A 15,952-nucleotide genomic window follows, 5' to 3' on the forward strand; every position below is an offset into this window, starting at 1 on the left:
GCCCTTGTCGTCGATCGGCCGGGTAAACGCTCGGTGATGTTCTCGAACGGGTGATGGTCCTGGCCTCAGCCCTCCTGGGCCTCGGCCGGCACGCCGAGGCCCGCACCCGGGCCACGGTCGCGCACGCCGCCTGCACGGCCACCTTCGGCCCGGACCAGTCACTGGTCGAGAAGCCCGTACCGCAGGGCGCTCGTGACGGCGGCGGTGCGGTCGTCGACGCCCAACTTGGCGAAGACACGCAGCAGATGGGTCTTCACCGTCGACTCGCCGATGAACAGCCTGCGGCCGATCTCCGCGTTGGTGCAGCCCTCCGCGACCAGGCGCAGCACCGCCGTCTCGCGCTCCGACAGCCGCGGCCGCTCGGGCCTGGTTCGCAGCTGGTCGACCAGACGGGCGGCGACCGTCGGGGCCAGGACCGTCTCGCCGCGCGCGGCCGCGCGCACGGACTCCGCCAGTTCGGCCCGGGGGAGGTCCTTGAGGAGGTAGCCGGCGGCCCCCGCCTCCACGGCCCGCAGGATGTCGCGGTCCGTGTCGTACGTCGTCAGCACGATCACCCGGCAGGGCAGTCCCGCCTCCGTCATCCGCACGATCGACTCCACGCCCGACCCGCCCGGCATCCGCAGGTCCATCAGCACGATGTCGGGGCGGAGTTCGGCCGCCAGCGCCTCGGCCTGCGGCCCGTTGGACGCGTCGGCGACCACCTCCAGGTCCGGTTCCGCGGTCAGCATCGCCCGCAGGCCCTCCCGGACGACCGGGTGGTCGTCGGCCAGGATGATCCGGATCATGAACAGCTCCTCGGGGGCGGTACGGGCAGCCGGACGGTGACCGTGGTGCCGCCGCCGGGCGCGCTGTGCACCCGGACCGTCCCGCCGACCTCGGTGGCGCGGGCCCGCAGCCCCGCGAGTCCGTAGCCGCCATGGGCGGCCCCGGGGTCGAAGCCCTGGCCGTCGTCGCGTACGGACAGGGTCAGCGCGTCCTCGTCGTAGTCGAGACCGATGGACACGGCAGCCGAACTCCCTGCGTGTTTACGGCAGTTCGTGAGCGCCTCCTGGCACGCGCGCAGGGCGACGACCTCGGGTCCTGCGGGCAGCGGACGGACCGGGCCCGTCACGTCGAGCTCGGCCGTGTGGCGGGCCGCCAGCCTGCCCAGCGCGTCCGGCAGCGAGGAGCCGTCCAGGTCGGCGGGGGTGCCGTCGGCGACCAGGGCCCGGGCCTCGGCCAGGTTCAGCCGGGCCGTCTCGTCCATCAGCGCCAGATGCCGGCGGGCCCGCACGAGGTCGTGGTCCAGCTCGGCCTCGACGGCCTGGACCAGCATCAGCAGACTGGTGAAACCCTGCGCGAGGGTGTCGTGGATCTCCCGCGCCATCCGCTCCCGCTCCGCCAGCGCCCCGTGCGCCGCCGACAGCCGGGAGACCTCGTGCCTGCTCGTGTCCAACTCGGCGATCAGGGCCGCCCGTTCCTGACTCTGCTCGATGATCCGGATGACATAGCTGCCCACGGCCACCGAGAAGACGAGGGTGACCACGGCTAACAGGCCGTTGAAGAAGACGTCCTGGTCGCTCGGCCACCAGAGCAGGGCCCAGCCCAGGACCGGCACGAGGTTGATCACGGCGACCGCGCCGAGCGCCCACCGCATGCGCAGGGTCATGAAGCACTGGGGGACGAGCGCGAAGGTCATCAGCCGGGTCTCGCCCACCAGGATCGCCGAGGGCAGGAACAGCGCCACCATCGCGCCGAGATAGGTGAGCGCCTCGCGCGCGTCGGGCGGATCCTGCCGGAGAAGGGGGCGGCCGACCCGTACGAACAGCGGGACCTGCGGCACCAGCAGCGCCGCCGCGGTCAGCCGGACCGGCCACCCGGGGTGCCCCGTGCCCAGCACGAACACCAGGGTGGCCAGCCAGATCAGCGCGAAGTAGGTGTCCCAGAGCCGGAAGGAGCGGTCCCACGAGTACGCGCCCTCCCCGCCCCCGGCGCTCGAGGCGTCCCCGGGACGCCTCATCCCTCGCGCCGGTTCTTCCACCGGAAGGTCAGCAGACACAGCAGCAATCCTCCGACGCACCACGCCCCCAGCACCAGGGCGGTGCGCCCGAACTCCCAGTCCCCGGCCTGCTCCAGGACCTGCGCCGAGTCCGGCAGGAACACCCCGCGCAGCCCCTGGCACATCCACTTCAGCGGGAACAGCGCACCGATGTTCAGCATCCAGCCGGGGATGGTGTCGATCGCGATGTACACCCCGGAGATGAACTGCAGGACCAGGAAGGGCAGGACGACCACGGAGCTCGCGCTCTTGCTGGACTTCGGGACCGAGCTGACCGCGATGCCGAGCAGCGCGCAGCCCGTCAGACCGAGCACGAAGATCCAGGCGAAGGCGAACCACCTGCCGGCGTCCGAGGGCAGCTCGACGTCGTACAGCGTGGTGCCGACGAGCAGCAGGATCGCCGTCTCCAGGAGGCCGGTGACCAGAACCAGCCAGATCTTGCCGAGGAAGTACGCCGCCGCCGGCATCGGCGTGCCGCGCAGCCGGCGCAGCACCTTCTCGTCCCGCTCCACGGCGATCGCGACGCCCAGCGACTGGAAGCTCGTCGACATGATGCCGGCGGCCATCATCGCCGGGACGTACAGCTGCGAGGCCTTGATGCCCGCGCCCTCCACGTCGTCGCTGAAGATCGACGCGAACAGGAACAGCAGGACCACCGGGAAGGCGAAGGTGAACACCACGTGGTCGCGCTGCCGGAAGAACATCCTGATCTCCAGGGCACCCCGCCGCAGCCCCAGCCCCCAGGCCCCCGGCAGACGCCCCCGGACCCCGTGGCGTGCTTCCCGTACGGAGGTGGTGGTCATCGCGCGTCCTCCTGTCCGGTGAGCCGGAGGTAGACGTCCTCCAGCGTGGGGCGGGTGACCGTCAGGCCCGGGATCTCGCCGTCGAAGCGGTGGGTCAGCTCGGCGACCGTCCTGGTCGGGGTGTCCGTGCGGACCGCACGCGGGGCGCCGCCCGGCTCGGTCCACTCGACGGTGGCCCCGCTGCCGAACCGCTCCCGCAGGGCGGCCGGTTCGCCCGTGGCCACGACCTTCCCCCTGGTGACGACGGCCAGCCGGTCGGCCAGCGCCTCGGCCTCCTCCAGGTAGTGCGTGGTGAGCAGGATCGTGGTGCCCTCGACCGCCAGCTTGCGGATCAGGTCCCAGAACTGGCGCCGGGCCGCGGGGTCGAAGCCGGTCGTCGGCTCGTCCAGGAGCAGCAGCTCGGGTCCGCCGATCACCCCCAGCGCCACGTCGAGGCGGCGCCTCTGGCCCCCGGACAGGGCCTTGATCCTGCTGCCCGCCCTGGCCTCGAGGCCCACCAGGGCGATCACCTCCTCCGGGTCCCGCGGCCTCGGGTAGTAGCGGGCGAAATGCCGGACCGTTTCCGCGACCGTCAACTCCGCGGGCGCGGATTCGTCCTGCCAGACGATTCCGACACGGGATCGCCACGCGCGTGTGCCGTGCGCCGGGTCCGCGCCGAGCACCGAGACCTCACCCGCGTCCCGGTCCCGGTTGCCCTGGAGGATCTCCACAGTGGTGCTCTTGCCCGCCCCATTGGGTCCCAGCAGGCCGAACACCTCGCCCGCGCGGATACCGAGATCGAGTCCGTCGACCGCGGTCACGTCGCCGTAGCGCTTGCGCAGTCCTCGAACGTCCACCGCCAGTTCGTTCGCGTGTGTGGTCATGTCCGAGAGCGTCGGCCGGAACCGAACGCTGGGGGACGACCGTGCGTACTTCCTTATGTCCACCGAACGGTGGACAAGCCCCCGGGTGCGGCACAATGGCCCCTGCCCGAAGAAGGTCCAACTCTCCAGCAGACGGATCGGCGTGATGAGCAAGACGACAGTGAAAGACGTCTCCACGGAGTCCGAGCCCTCGTCGGCGGGCGTCGACACCGCGCCCCGCACCGAGGGCGGCAGCCGGGCCTTCGCCCTGCTGCTGGTGATCACCGGCGCGGCCGGACTGCTCGCCGCGTGGGTCATCACGATCGACAAGTTCAAGATCCTCGAGGGCAAGGTCAGCGGCAAGACGTTCACGCCGAGCTGCTCCCTCAACCCGATCGTCTCCTGCGGCAGCGTGATGGAGAGCAAGCAGGCCGCCGCCTTCGGGTTCCCCAACCCGATGCTCGGCCTGGTCGCCTACGGCATCGTGATCTGCGTCGGCATGAGCCTGCTGGCCCGCGCCCGCTTCCCGCGCTGGTACTGGCTCACCTTCAACTTCGGCACCCTCTTCGGCGTCGCCTTCGTCACCTGGCTCCAGTTCCAGTCGCTGTACCGGATCAACGCGCTGTGCCTGTGGTGCTCGCTGGCCTGGGTCGCCACGATCACGATGTTCTGGTACGTCACCTCGTTCAACATCCGCAACGACTTCCTGCCGTCCCCGGGCTGGCTCAAGCGGTTCCTCGCCGAGTTCACCTGGGTCCTGCCGGTCACGCACTGCGGCATCATCGCGATGATGATCCTGACCCGCTGGGGCAGCAGCCTCTGGGCCTGACGGCGTTGTCAGTGCCGTGAACTAGGGTTTCTGTCGTGGAGCCCGATCTGTTCACCGCGGCGGCGGAAGAGCGCCAGGAGAAGGACCCGGCCGGCAGCCCCCTGGCGGTCCGGATGCGCCCGCGCACCCTCGACGAGGTGGTGGGCCAGCAGCACCTGCTGAAGCCCGGATCGCCGCTGCGCCGACTGGTCGGCGAGGGCAGCGGCGGCCCCGCCGGACCCTCCTCGGTGATCCTCTGGGGCCCGCCCGGCACCGGCAAGACGACCCTGGCGTACGTCGTCTCCAAGGCGACCAACAAGCGTTTCGTGGAGCTCTCCGCGATCACCGCGGGCGTCAAGGAGGTCCGCGCGGTCATCGACGGCGCCCGCCGCGCCACCGGCGGCTTCGGCAAGGAGACCGTCCTCTTCCTCGATGAGATCCACCGCTTCAGCAAGGCCCAGCAGGACTCCCTGCTCCCCGCGGTCGAGAACCGTTGGGTGACCCTGATCGCGGCGACCACCGAGAACCCGTACTTCTCGATCATCTCCCCGCTGCTCTCCCGGTCCCTGTTGCTGACCCTCGAACCCCTCACCGACGACGACGTCCGAGGGCTCCTGAAGCGGGCGCTGAGCGACGAGCGCGGCCTCAAGGACGCCGTCGCGCTCCCCGAGGACACCGAGGACCACCTCCTGCGGATCGCCGGCGGCGACGCCCGCCGCGCCCTGACCGCCCTGGAGGCCGCAGCCGGGGCCGCCCTCGACAAGGGCGAGCCGGAGATCTCCCTCACCACGCTGGAGGAGACGGTCGACCGCGCGGCCGTGAAGTACGACCGCGACGGCGACCAGCACTACGACGTGGCCAGCGCCCTCATCAAGTCGATCAGGGGCTCCGACGTCGACGCGGCCCTGCACTACCTGGCCCGCATGATCGAGGCCGGCGAGGACCCCCGCTTCATCGCCCGCCGCCTGATGATCTCCGCCAGCGAGGACATCGGCCTCGCCGACCCCAACGCGCTCCCCATAGCCGTCGCTGCCGCCCAGGCCGTCGCCATGATCGGCTTCCCAGAGGCCGCGCTGACGCTGAGCCACGCCACCATCGCGCTCGCCCTGGCCCCGAAGTCCAACGCCGCGACCACGGCGATCGGCGCCGCCATGGAGGACGTACGCAAAGGACTGGCCGGGCCCGTCCCGCCCCACCTGCGCGACGGGCACTACAAGGGCGCCGCCAAGCTCGGCCACGCCCAGGGGTACGTCTACCCGCACGACCTGCCCGAGGGCATCGCCGAGCAGCAGTACGCCCCGGACGCCCTCAAGGACCGCGAGTACTACGAACCCACGCGGCACGGCGGCGAGGCGCGGTACGCGGACGCGGTGGAGTGGACCAGGAAGCACCTCGGTCGTAAGCGGTCCTGAGCAGCCTGTAGAATCCGTCGAAGTGCCGAGTTCCGCGCAGTCAGAGCGGGACAACCGGCCGGGACCCCCAGCGGGTCCCAGGAGCGTCGCGCACCGTTCGAATGGTGTCGCGGGCAGCCCACCACCGTACGCGGTAGGTGGGCCACTCGCGTGCTGCACGTAGTGCCCAGATCAGGGGAGCGGCTGCCCACCAGGTCCTTCGAGACCCGGCGGGTTTCCCCGGCTGCGGATGCGACCTCCCTCAACCCTGACGAGCCGAATCAAGGAAACGAGAAAAAGTGGCGAACCAGTCCCGCCCCAAGGTCAAGAAGTCGCGTGCCCTCGGCATCGCGCTGACCCCGAAGGCCGTCAAGTACTTCGAGGCCCGTCCCTACCCCCCGGGTGAGCACGGCCGTGGCCGCAAGCAGAACTCGGACTACAAGGTCCGTCTGCTCGAGAAGCAGCGTCTGCGTGCGCAGTACGACGTGTCCGAGCGCCAGCTCGTCCGCGCCTACGAGCGTGCCTCCAAGGTTCAGGGCAAGACCGGTGAGGCCCTGATCATCGAGCTCGAGCGCCGTCTCGACGCGCTGGTCCTGCGTTCGGGCATCGCCCGCACGATCTACCAGGCCCGCCAGATGGTCGTCCACGGCCACATCGAGGTCAACGGCCAGAAGGTCGACAAGCCGTCCTTCCGCGTCCGTCCCGACGACGTCGTGATGGTCCGCGAGCGCAGCCGCGAGAAGACCCTCTTCTCGATCGCCCGTGAGGGCGGCTTCGCCCCCGAGGGCGAGACCCCGCGCTACCTCCAGGTGAACCTCAAGGCCCTGGCGTTCCGCCTGGACCGTGAGCCGAACCGCAAGGAGATCCCGGTGATCTGCGACGAGCAGCTCGTCGTCGAGTACTACGCCCGCTGATCACCAGCAGGCGGTAGCACACGCACCACCTCAGCCCGCCGTCTCCCCGCCCTTCCGGGTGGGCGAGGCGGCGGGTTCGTGCGTTCCGAGGGTCACCTCGGTGTGCCGCACGGGGCCCCGCGGCGCCGGCATTCCCTCCAGTGGGCGTGCCCGCCCCAGCGCCCGGGCCACCGCTGCCTCCCGGCCCAGGGCCCGCCCCTGTCGTACGCACTCCTCGTACCGCTCGTCGCCCAGCCGCTCCCGGGCCGTCGCCTCGCACAGCTCGTGCGGGGCGTTGTAGTAGGCGGAACCGAACAGCGGCAGGCCCACCGAGGGCCACAGCGAGGCGGCCGCGCCCTGGAGGACCGCCGCCTCGGCCGGGTCGCCCTGGGTCGCCGTGACCAGGGCGAGCAGCTCGATCGACAGGACCGAGCCGAGCAGGTCGTGGAAGGCGTGCGCACAGGTCAGGCACTCGGTGAGCAGCGTACGCGCGTGTGCCGCGTCGCCCTCGCTCCAGGCCGCGTACGCCAGGACGTACAGCGCGTACGACCGGGCCCAGCGCTCGCCGTGGTCCTCGCAGATCCGGCGGACGTCCTCGCACAGCCGTACGGCGTCCGGCAGATCGCCCAGGAAGGCGCGCGCCATCCCCAGCTCGACCTGGGCCATGAGCACATTGCTGTTGAGCTCGCCGATCTCCTCGTAGCGCGCCAGCGACGAGCGCAGCAGCGATTCCGCGCGGGGCATGTCGTCCGAGACGAGTGCCAGACAGCCGGTGCGGTGCTCGGCGTAGGCCGTCGCCGTCGGGTTGCCGGTCCGCTCGGCCTCCTCGCGGCACTGCTGGAGGGCCGCCAGCGCGGGCACGGTGTCGCCCTGGAGGATCGCCACATAGCCGAGCACCCACAGGGCCTTCAGCCGGGCGTGTTCCTGGCCGGGCCCCGGCTCCCCGCGCACCTCCGGCTCTCCGCGCGCCTCCGGTTCCACGCTGCGCTCCAGCCAGTGCCGGCCCTCCGACAGGCGCCCGCAGCCGACCCAGCAGAACCAGAGCGAGCCCGCGAGATGCCGGCCGAGCTCCACCCCGTCGGGGTCGGTCAGGCAGTACTCCAGGGCGCAGCGCAGGTTCGGCAGCTCGGCCTCGATCCGGGCGGCCACCTCGTTCTGCCGCGGGGAGAACCAGTCCAGCTCGCACCAGGTGGCCAGGCCCACGTACCAGTCGCGGTGCCGCCTGCGCAGCCGTACCGCGTCCCCGGTCGCCTCCAGCCACTCGGCGCCGTACGCGCGGACCGTGTCGAGCATCCGGTAGCGGACGCCGGTCGCGGTGTCCTCGCGGGCCACCACGGACTGGGCGAGCAGCGCGGACAGCACGTCCAGGACGTCGTCGGAGCGCAGACCGCCGCCGCTGCACACGTACTCGGCGGCCTCCAGGTCGAACTGCCCGGCGAACACCGACAGCCGCGACCACAGCAACCGCTCCTCGGGCGTGCACAGTTCATGGCTCCAGCCGATCGCCGTGCGCAGCGTCCGATGGCGGGGCAGGGTGTCCCGGCCGCCGCCCGTCAGCAGCCGGAACCGGTCGTCGAGCCGCTCCAGCAACTGCGCGGGGGACAGCACCCCCAGCCGCCCCGCGGCCAGCTCGATCGCCAGCGGGATGCCGTCCAGACGTCGGCACAGCTCCCGTACATGAGGATCGTCCCCGACCGGCAGGCCCTGGCGTCCGGCCCGCTCCTCGAACAGCTCCACGGCCTCGTCCTCGCCCAGCGGGCCCAGGGCGAACACCCGCTCGCCCGCCACCGACAGCGGTCTGCGCCCCACGGCGAGCACCGCCAGCCCCGGCAGCTGCCCCAGCAGCTCGACGACCAGCTCCGCGCACGCGTCCACCAGATGCTCGACACCGTCCAGGACCAGCAGGAGCCGGCGCCCGGCGAGGTGGGCCAGGAGCGTCTCGCGCGGCAGCCGCGTGGTGTGGTCCGTCAGACCCAGCGCCTCCACGACCGCGTAGTCGACGAACTCCGGATCGCGTACGGCGGCCAGCTCGACGCGCCAGACCCCGTCGGGCGGCGCGCACCGGCCGCCGGCCACCCGGGCCGCGAGCCGGGACTTGCCGATCCCACCGGGTCCGGTCACCGTGACCAGCCGTGCGGAGTCGAGCGCCCGCGCCAGACCGGAGAGTTCGGCGCGCCGGCCCACGAAGCCGTCGAGCTCCAGGGGGAGGTTGCCGGTCGCCTCGGTGCCGTCGGGCTGATGACTGCGCATGGAACACGGAGCGTACTCAAGCGTGTTCACTCCGTACAACCGCAGGAGGCGGCTCGGGGGCGGGCGAGGGGTAATCCGGTGCGGAGCGCCGTCCTCGGCGCGATAGGCTCGGCTCCGTTACCCACAGGTGTTTATGAGAGCAGGTGTCAGGTGTCCGGTGGAGAGGTTGCCGGGATCCTGGTGGCCGTCTTCTGGGCGATCCTGGTCTCCTTCCTCGCCGTCGCGCTGGCGAGGCTGGCCCAGACGCTCAAGGCGACCACCAAGCTCGTCGCGGACGTGACCGACCAGGCGGTGCCGCTGCTGGCCGACGCCTCGACCGCGGTGCGCTCCGCGCAGACTCAGATCGAGCGGGTCGACGCGATCGCCTCGGACGTCCAGGAGGTCACGTCGAACGCCTCCGCGCTGTCCACCACCGTCGCCTCCACCTTCGGCGGCCCCCTGGTCAAGGTCGCGGCCTTCGGCTACGGCGTGCGCCGGGCGCTCGGCGGCCGCAAGGACGAGGTGCCCGCGAAGACCCCCCGGCGTACCGTGATCGTGGGCCGGGCGGTATCCCGGGGCCGCGGGAAGAGGGACTGAGGCTCAGAGATGTTCCGCCGTACTTTCTGGTTCGGCACGGGCGTTGCCGCCGGTGTCTGGGCCACCACCAAGGTCAACCGCAAGCTGAGGCAGCTGACCCCCGAGAGCCTCGCCGCCACGGCGGCCAACAAGGCGATCGAGACGGGCGCCCGGATCAAGGACCGCGCGGTCGGCTTCGCGCTCGACGTCCGCGACAACATGGCGCAGCGGGAGGCCGAGCTGACGGACGCCCTCGGTATCCGCGAGAGTCCCGAACTGCCCGCACCACGGCGCATCGCCGCCATCGAGAACACCACGTACACCACGAAGTCGTACAAGACGCACCCGTACAACCGGAATGAGGACCACTGATGGAGTCGGCCGAGATTCGCCGCCGCTGGCTGAGCTTCTTCGAGGAGCGCGGGCACACCGTCGTCCCTTCGGCGTCGCTCATCGCGGACGACCCGACTCTGCTGCTCGTCCCCGCCGGCATGGTGCCCTTCAAGCCCTACTTCCTGGGTGAGGTCAAGCCGCCCTTCGCGCGCGCGACCAGCGTCCAGAAGTGCGTGCGCACGCCCGACATCGAAGAGGTCGGCAAGACCACCCGGCACGGCACCTTCTTCCAGATGTGCGGCAACTTCTCCTTCGGCGACTACTTCAAGGAAGGCGCCATCAAGTACGCCTGGGAGCTGCTCACCAGCCCCCAGGACAAGGGCGGTTACGGCCTGGAGCCGGAGAAGCTCTGGATCACGGTCTACAAGGACGACGACGAGGCCGAGCGCATCTGGCACGAGGTCGTCGGGGTGCCGAAGGAGCGCATCCAGCGCCTCGGCATGAAGGACAACTACTGGTCCATGGGCGTCCCCGGACCCTGTGGCCCCTGTTCCGAGATCAACTACGACCGCGGCCCCGAGTTCGGCGTCGAGGGCGGCCCCGCCGTCAACGACGAGCGGTACGTGGAGATCTGGAACCTCGTCTTCATGCAGTACGAGCGCGGCGAGGGCATCGGCAAGGACAACTTCGAGATCCTCGGCGAGCTCCCCAGCAAGAACATCGACACCGGCCTCGGCCTCGAGCGCCTCGCGATGATCCTGCAGGGCGTGCAGAACATGTACGAGATCGACACCTCGATGGCCGTCATCAAGAAGGCCACCGAGCTGACCGGTGTCGCGTACGGCGACGCCCATGACTCGGACGTCTCCCTGCGCGTGGTCACCGACCACATGCGCACCTCCGTGATGCTCATCGGAGACGGCGTCACCCCCGGCAACGAGGGCCGCGGTTACGTCCTGCGCCGCATCATGCGCCGGGCCATCCGCAACATGCGCCTGCTCGGCGCCACCGGCCCGGTCGTGCTCGACCTCATCGACACCGTGATCGCCATGATGGGCCAGCAGTACCCCGAGCTGGTCACCGACCGCGAGCGCATCGAGAAGGTCGCCGTCGCCGAGGAGAACGCCTTCCTCAAGACGCTCAAGGCCGGTACCAACATCCTCGACACCGCCGTCACCGAGACCAAGGCCGCCGGCGGCAAGGTCCTCGCCGGCGACAAGGCGTTCCTGCTCCACGACACCTGGGGCTTCCCGATCGACCTCACCCTCGAAATGGCCGCGGAACAGGGCCTGTCGGTGGACGAGGACGGCTTCCGCCGCCTGATGAAGGAGCAGCGGGAGCGCGCCAAGGCCGACGCCCAGGCCAAGAAGACCGGGCACGCGGGCGCCGGTGCCTACCGTGAGATCGCCGACAAGGTCGGTGAGACCGACTTCATCGGCTACAGCGACACCGAGGGCGAGTCCACCGTCGTAGGCATCCTCGTCGACGGCGTCTCCTCCCCGGCCGCCACCGAGGGCGACGAGGTCGAGATCGTCCTGGACCGCACCCCGTTCTACGCCGAGGGCGGTGGCCAGATCGGCGACACCGGAAAGATCAAGGTCGACTCCGGTGCCGTCATCGAGATCCGTGACTGCCAGAAGCCGGTCCCGGGTGTCTATGTGCACAAGGGCGTCGTGCAGTTCGGCGAGGTGACCGTGGGCGCCAAGGCCCACGCCTCGATCGACAGCCGCCGGCGTACGGCCATCGCCCGCGCCCACTCGGCCACCCACCTCACCCACCAGGCGCTGCGGGACGCGCTCGGCCCGACGGCCGCCCAGGCCGGTTCCGAGAACCAGCCCGGCCGTTTCCGCTTCGACTTCGGCTCGCCGTCCGCCGTTCCGACGGCCGTGATGACCGACGTCGAGCAGAAGATCAACGAGGTGCTCGCCCGCGAACTCGACGTCCAGGCCGAGGTCATGGGCATCGACGAGGCCAAGAAGCAGGGCGCCATCGCCGAGTTCGGCGAGAAGTACGGCGAGCGGGTCCGGGTCGTGACCATCGGCGACTTCTCCAAGGAGCTGTGCGGTGGCACCCACGTGCACAACACCGCTCAGCTGGGTCTGGTCAAGCTGCTCGGCGAGTCGTCGATCGGTTCCGGTGTCCGCCGTATCGAGGCGCTCGTCGGGGTGGACGCCTACAACTTCCTCGCCCGGGAGCACACCGTGGTCGCCCAGCTCCAGGAGCTGATCAAGGGCCGCCCGGAGGAGCTCCCGGAGAAGGTCTCCGCCATGCTCGGCAAGCTGAAGGACGCCGAGAAGGAGATCGAGAAGTTCCGCGCCGAGAAGGTCCTCCAGGCCGCGGCCGGTCTCGCCGAGTCCGCCAAGGACGTCCGCGGCATCGCCGTCGTCACCGGCCAGGTCCCGGACGGCACCACCCCGGACGACCTGCGCAAGCTGGTCCTCGACGTGCGCGGCCGCATCCAGGGCGGCCGGGCGGTCGTCGTCGCCCTCTTCACGGTCAACAACGGCAAGCCGCTGACGGTCATCGCCACCAACGAGGCCGCCCGCGAGCGCGGTCTCAAGGCCGGTGACCTGGTGCGTACGGCCGCCAAGACCCTCGGCGGCGGCGGTGGCGGCAAGCCGGACGTCGCCCAGGGCGGTGGCCAGAACCCGGCCGCGATCGGCGAGGCCGTGGACGCGGTCGAGCGTCTGGTCGGGGAGACGGCCAAGTAATGCGCAGGGGCCGTCGACTCGCGATCGACGTCGGGGACGCCCGGATCGGGGTCGCCTCGTGCGACCCCGACGGGATCCTCGCCACTCCGGTGGAGACGGTCCCCGGGCGGGACGTTCCCGCAGCTCAGCGCCGGTTGAAGCAGCTGGTCGAGGAGTACGAACCGATCGAGGTCGTCGTCGGCCTCCCGCGCTCCCTCAAGGGGGGCGAGGGGCCGGCCGCGGTCAAGGTCCGCGGCTTCGCCCAGGAGCTCGCCCAGGGCATCGCACCCGTTCCGGTCAGGCTCGTCGACGAGCGGATGACGACCGTGACGGCCAGTCAGGGACTGCGCGCGTCCGGGGTGAAATCGAAAAAGGGCAGATCGGTCATTGACCAGGCAGCAGCCGTGATCATCCTCCAGCAGGCCCTGGAATCCGAACGGGTGTCAGGTAAAGCACCCGGCGAGGGCGTCGAAGTGGTCATCTGATCGCGATACGGTAACGTTCCGCGCGACTGCGACACTGTTCGAACAGGTGCCGCACAGAGAGAGGCGGATCGGATGCCGGGTCACAAGCCGCGCGACCGCCGCCTCGCGGCTCTAGGGGATCGATGACTGAGTATGGCCGGGGCCAGGAAGGCTCCGAACCGTGGCATCCGCAGGACCCGTACCACGGGGACGGCGGATGGGAAGGGCAGCAGGCCCACACGGGCCATCAAGCTGCCTACGGCGGCCAGCAGCAGCACTATCCGCAAGCGCCGCAGCAGCAGCAGTACGGCGACTGGGGCAATGGTCAGCAGGGCGACTACGGACAGTCACCGCAGCAGTACCAGCAACCGTACGACCCCAACCAGGGCTACGACCAGCAGAACCAGGGCTACGACCCCCAGAACCAGGGCTACGACCAGCAGCAGTACCCCGCCCAGCAAAACCAGCAGTACACCCAGCAGCAGTACGACAACAGCGGCTGGGGCACCGGCACGCAGGTCCCGTACCCGGACCCCTCGGACCCGTACGGTCAGCAAGCCGCGGCCTACGGCACCGGGCAGCAGCCCGACCCCTACGCCACCCCTGACGCGTATCCGCCGCCGGAGCCGCCGAGCCGCCGCCAGGCCGAGCCGGAAGTCCAGCAGACCGACTGGGATCCCGGCCCCGACGAGGGCGAACACGCCTTCTTCGCGGGTGGCGGTGGTGACGACGAGGACGAGGTCGACGACGAGGGCGGCCGGGGCGATCGCCGGGGCCGAGGCGGCAAGAAGCCCAAGAAGCGGCGCAGCGGATGCGCCTGCCTGGTGGTTCTGCTGGTGTTCGGCGGCGGTCTCGGCACGGTCGGGTATTTCGGCTACCAGTTCTACCAAAATCGTTTCGTCTCGGCGCCGGACTACACGGGTGACGGCACCGCCGACAAGGTGGCCATCACCATCCCCTCGGGCGCCAACGGCGCGGAGATGGGGCGGATCCTCAAGGCGGCCGGCGTCGTCAAGAGCGTCGACGCGTTCGTGACCGCATTCGCGCAGAACGACGACTCGGGGAAGATCCAGGCCGGGTCGTACCTGCTGAACAAGGAGATGTCCGCCGAGAGCGTGGTCGCGATGATGCTCGACCCCAAGAGTCAGGACAACCTGATCGTCCGCGAGGGCGAGCGCAACACCGCGGTCTATGCGGAGATCGACGAACGCCTGAAGCTGGCGAAGGGCACCACGGCGAAGGTCGCGAAGCAGAAGTACAAGGACCTCGGGCTGCCCGACTGGGCGCTCGGCCATCCCAACCTGAAGGACCCGCTCGAAGGGTTCCTCTACCCCTCCGCCTACGCGGTCAGCAAGGGCGGAAAGCCGGAGACCGTCCTCAAGGACATGGTCGGCCGGGCCACCGAGAAGTACGAGGACCTCGGCCTGGAGAAGAAGGCGGAAGGACTGGGCCTCGACGGCCCATGGCAGCTGCTCACCGTGGCGAGCCTCGCCCAGGCCGAGGGCACGAGCCACGACGACTTCCGCAAGATGGCCGAGGTCGTCTACAACCGCCTCAAGCCGGGCAACCCCCAGACGTACGGCTCCCTGGAGTTCGACTCCACGTACAACTACGTCAAGAACCAGAGCAAGATCGACCTGACGATCGCCGAGCTCAAGCAGTACAACAACCCGTACAACACGTACTACGTCAAGGGTCTGCCGCCCGGGCCGATCGACAACCCTGGCGAGGAGGCCATCAAGGGGGCGCTCAACCCGACCCATGACGGCTGGTACTACTTCATCTCGCTGGACGGCAAGACCAGCAAGTTCACGAAGACCCTCGCCCAGCACGACAAGCTCGTGCAGGAGTTCAACGCGTCACGGAAGGACTGAGGACCGGCCGTCACAGCCAGGTGGCCGGGCGGTGGTCCCCGCGTGACAACGGATCAAGGAACGGTTCCATGACACCTCGGGCCACCGCCGCCCGCCGGGCCGCCGTCCTCGGCAAGCCCATCGCCCACTCCCTCTCGCCGGTCCTGCACCGGGCGGCCTACGAGGCACTGGGGCTCACCGACTGGTCGTACGACCGTTTCGAGCTCGACGAGGCCGCCCTGCCCGGGTTCGTCGAGGGACTCGGACCGGAGTGGGCCGGGCTGTCGGTGACCATGCCGCTCAAGCGGGCGGTCATCCCGCTGCTCGACGGGATCAGCGAGACGGCCGCCTCGGTGGAGGCGGTCAACACCGTCCTGTTCACCGAGGACGGCCGCCGCCTCGGCGACAACACCGACATCCCCGGCATGGTCGCCGCCCTCCGCGAGCGCGGCATCGAACAGGTCGACTCGGCGGCCATCCTCGGCGCCGGTGCCACCGCCTCCTCCGCGCTCGCCGCGCTCGCCAGGATCTGCACCGGCGAGGTCGTCGCCTATGTGCGCAGCGAGTCCCGGGCCGCCGAGATGCGGCAGTGGGGCGAACGCCTCGACGTCGAGGTGCGCACCGCGGACTGGGCGGACGCGGCCGAGGCCCTGCGCGCCCCCCTGGTCATCGCCACCACCCCCGCCGGGGCGACGGACGACCTCGCCCACGCCGTACCGGAGCGCCCCGCGGCCCTCTTCGACGTCCTCTACGACCCCTGGCCCACCGAACTCGCGGCCCGCTGGTCGATGATCGGCGGGGCCGTGGTCAGCGGACTCGACCTGCTGGTGCACCAGGCGGTGCTCCAGGTCGAACAGATGACGGGCCTGAAGCCCGCGCCGGTGGAGGCCATGCGCAAGGCGGGCGAGCACGCGCTGGCGGCCCGCTGAGGTCCTCCGGCCCAGCCTCACCGCCGCCCCCGGTACATCTCCACGTCCGTCTGCTGGACCGGTGACCGGTCGTCGCCGCCGGACGTGGGAGGATCGGAGGTGG

The 15,952-nt window shown here is 70.5% G+C and carries 14 protein-coding genes; 9 read left to right on the plus strand and 5 right to left on the minus strand.

Annotation, left to right across the window (positions count from 1 at the left end; translation table 11 throughout):
* Positions 1–158: 158 nt before the first annotated feature.
* Genes OHN19_RS35865 through OHN19_RS35880 form a run of 4 tightly spaced genes read right to left on the minus strand, consistent with a single transcriptional unit; the run spans position 159 to position 3,704 of the window.
* Positions 159–785: a response regulator gene (locus tag OHN19_RS35865; RefSeq protein ID WP_123759521.1), complete on the minus strand. Its 627-nt coding sequence runs from the start codon at positions 783–785 to the stop codon at positions 159–161.
* Positions 782–1,999, minus strand: coding sequence for a sensor histidine kinase (locus OHN19_RS35870; RefSeq protein WP_330268174.1), 1,218 nt, complete (start codon positions 1,997–1,999; stop codon positions 782–784). The genes OHN19_RS35865 and OHN19_RS35870 overlap by 4 nt, the downstream gene beginning before the upstream one ends.
* Positions 1,996–2,841: an ABC transporter permease gene (locus OHN19_RS35875; protein WP_330268175.1), complete on the minus strand. Its 846-nt coding sequence runs from the start codon at positions 2,839–2,841 to the stop codon at positions 1,996–1,998. The genes OHN19_RS35870 and OHN19_RS35875 overlap by 4 nt, the downstream gene beginning before the upstream one ends.
* On the minus strand, positions 2,838–3,704 hold the full coding sequence (locus OHN19_RS35880) for an ABC transporter ATP-binding protein (protein WP_330268176.1): 867 nt from the start codon (positions 3,702–3,704) through the stop codon (positions 2,838–2,840). The genes OHN19_RS35875 and OHN19_RS35880 overlap by 4 nt, the downstream gene beginning before the upstream one ends.
* A gap of 145 nt (positions 3,705–3,849) precedes the next feature.
* Between OHN19_RS35880 and OHN19_RS35885 the strand changes: the two genes are divergently transcribed.
* From OHN19_RS35885 to rpsD, 3 genes are all read left to right on the plus strand, one after another.
* Positions 3,850–4,512 (plus strand): vitamin K epoxide reductase family protein, encoded by a 663-nt coding sequence (locus OHN19_RS35885; RefSeq protein ID WP_330268177.1) that lies wholly within the window; start codon positions 3,850–3,852, stop codon positions 4,510–4,512.
* Positions 4,513–4,547: 35 nt separating this feature from the next.
* Positions 4,548–5,903 (plus strand): replication-associated recombination protein A, encoded by a 1,356-nt coding sequence (locus OHN19_RS35890; RefSeq protein ID WP_330268178.1) that lies wholly within the window; start codon positions 4,548–4,550, stop codon positions 5,901–5,903.
* Positions 5,904–6,181: 278 nt separating this feature from the next.
* Positions 6,182–6,796, plus strand: coding sequence for a 30S ribosomal protein S4 (gene rpsD / locus OHN19_RS35895; RefSeq protein WP_015661793.1), 615 nt, complete (start codon positions 6,182–6,184; stop codon positions 6,794–6,796).
* A gap of 30 nt (positions 6,797–6,826) precedes the next feature.
* Here the strand turns inward: rpsD and OHN19_RS35900 are convergent, their stop codons facing one another.
* On the minus strand, positions 6,827–9,025 hold the full coding sequence (locus OHN19_RS35900; RefSeq protein WP_330268179.1) for an ATP-binding protein: 2,199 nt from the start codon (positions 9,023–9,025) through the stop codon (positions 6,827–6,829).
* 150 nt (positions 9,026–9,175) lie between these two features.
* Between OHN19_RS35900 and OHN19_RS35905 the strand changes: the two genes are divergently transcribed.
* The 6 genes from OHN19_RS35905 to OHN19_RS35930 all read left to right on the plus strand — a co-directional run bounded on the left by OHN19_RS35905 (position 9,176) and on the right by OHN19_RS35930 (position 15,849).
* Positions 9,176–9,601 carry a DUF948 domain-containing protein gene (locus OHN19_RS35905; RefSeq protein ID WP_123759515.1) on the plus strand — a complete coding sequence of 142 codons (426 nt, stop codon included), beginning with the start codon at positions 9,176–9,178 and terminating at the stop codon, positions 9,599–9,601.
* A 9-nt stretch (positions 9,602–9,610) separates the two neighbouring features.
* Positions 9,611–9,952 (plus strand): hypothetical protein, encoded by a 342-nt coding sequence (locus tag OHN19_RS35910; protein WP_020138089.1) that lies wholly within the window; start codon positions 9,611–9,613, stop codon positions 9,950–9,952.
* Entirely contained in the window at positions 9,952–12,624 is a 2,673-nt protein-coding gene (gene alaS / locus OHN19_RS35915; RefSeq protein ID WP_330268180.1) for an alanine--tRNA ligase, read from the plus strand. The genes OHN19_RS35910 and alaS overlap by 1 nt, the downstream gene beginning before the upstream one ends.
* Positions 12,624–13,088 carry a Holliday junction resolvase RuvX gene (gene ruvX / locus OHN19_RS35920; protein ID WP_330268181.1) on the plus strand — a complete coding sequence of 155 codons (465 nt, stop codon included), beginning with the start codon at positions 12,624–12,626 and terminating at the stop codon, positions 13,086–13,088. Before alaS ends, ruvX begins: the two co-directional genes overlap by 1 nt.
* 122 nt (positions 13,089–13,210) lie before the next feature.
* The gene (mltG, locus tag OHN19_RS35925; RefSeq protein ID WP_330268182.1) at positions 13,211–14,941 is read left to right on the plus strand and encodes an endolytic transglycosylase MltG; all 1,731 of its coding nucleotides are present in this window, start codon (positions 13,211–13,213) and stop codon (positions 14,939–14,941) included.
* Positions 14,942–15,009: 68 nt separating this feature from the next.
* A complete protein-coding gene (locus tag OHN19_RS35930) occupies positions 15,010–15,849 on the plus strand; it encodes a shikimate dehydrogenase (RefSeq protein ID WP_330268183.1) in 840 nt (279 codons plus the stop codon).
* Positions 15,850–15,952: the final 103 nt, after the last annotated feature.

The organism is Streptomyces griseorubiginosus, assembly GCF_036345115.1.
GTDB lineage: Bacteria > Actinomycetota > Actinomycetes > Streptomycetales > Streptomycetaceae > Streptomyces > Streptomyces griseorubiginosus_C.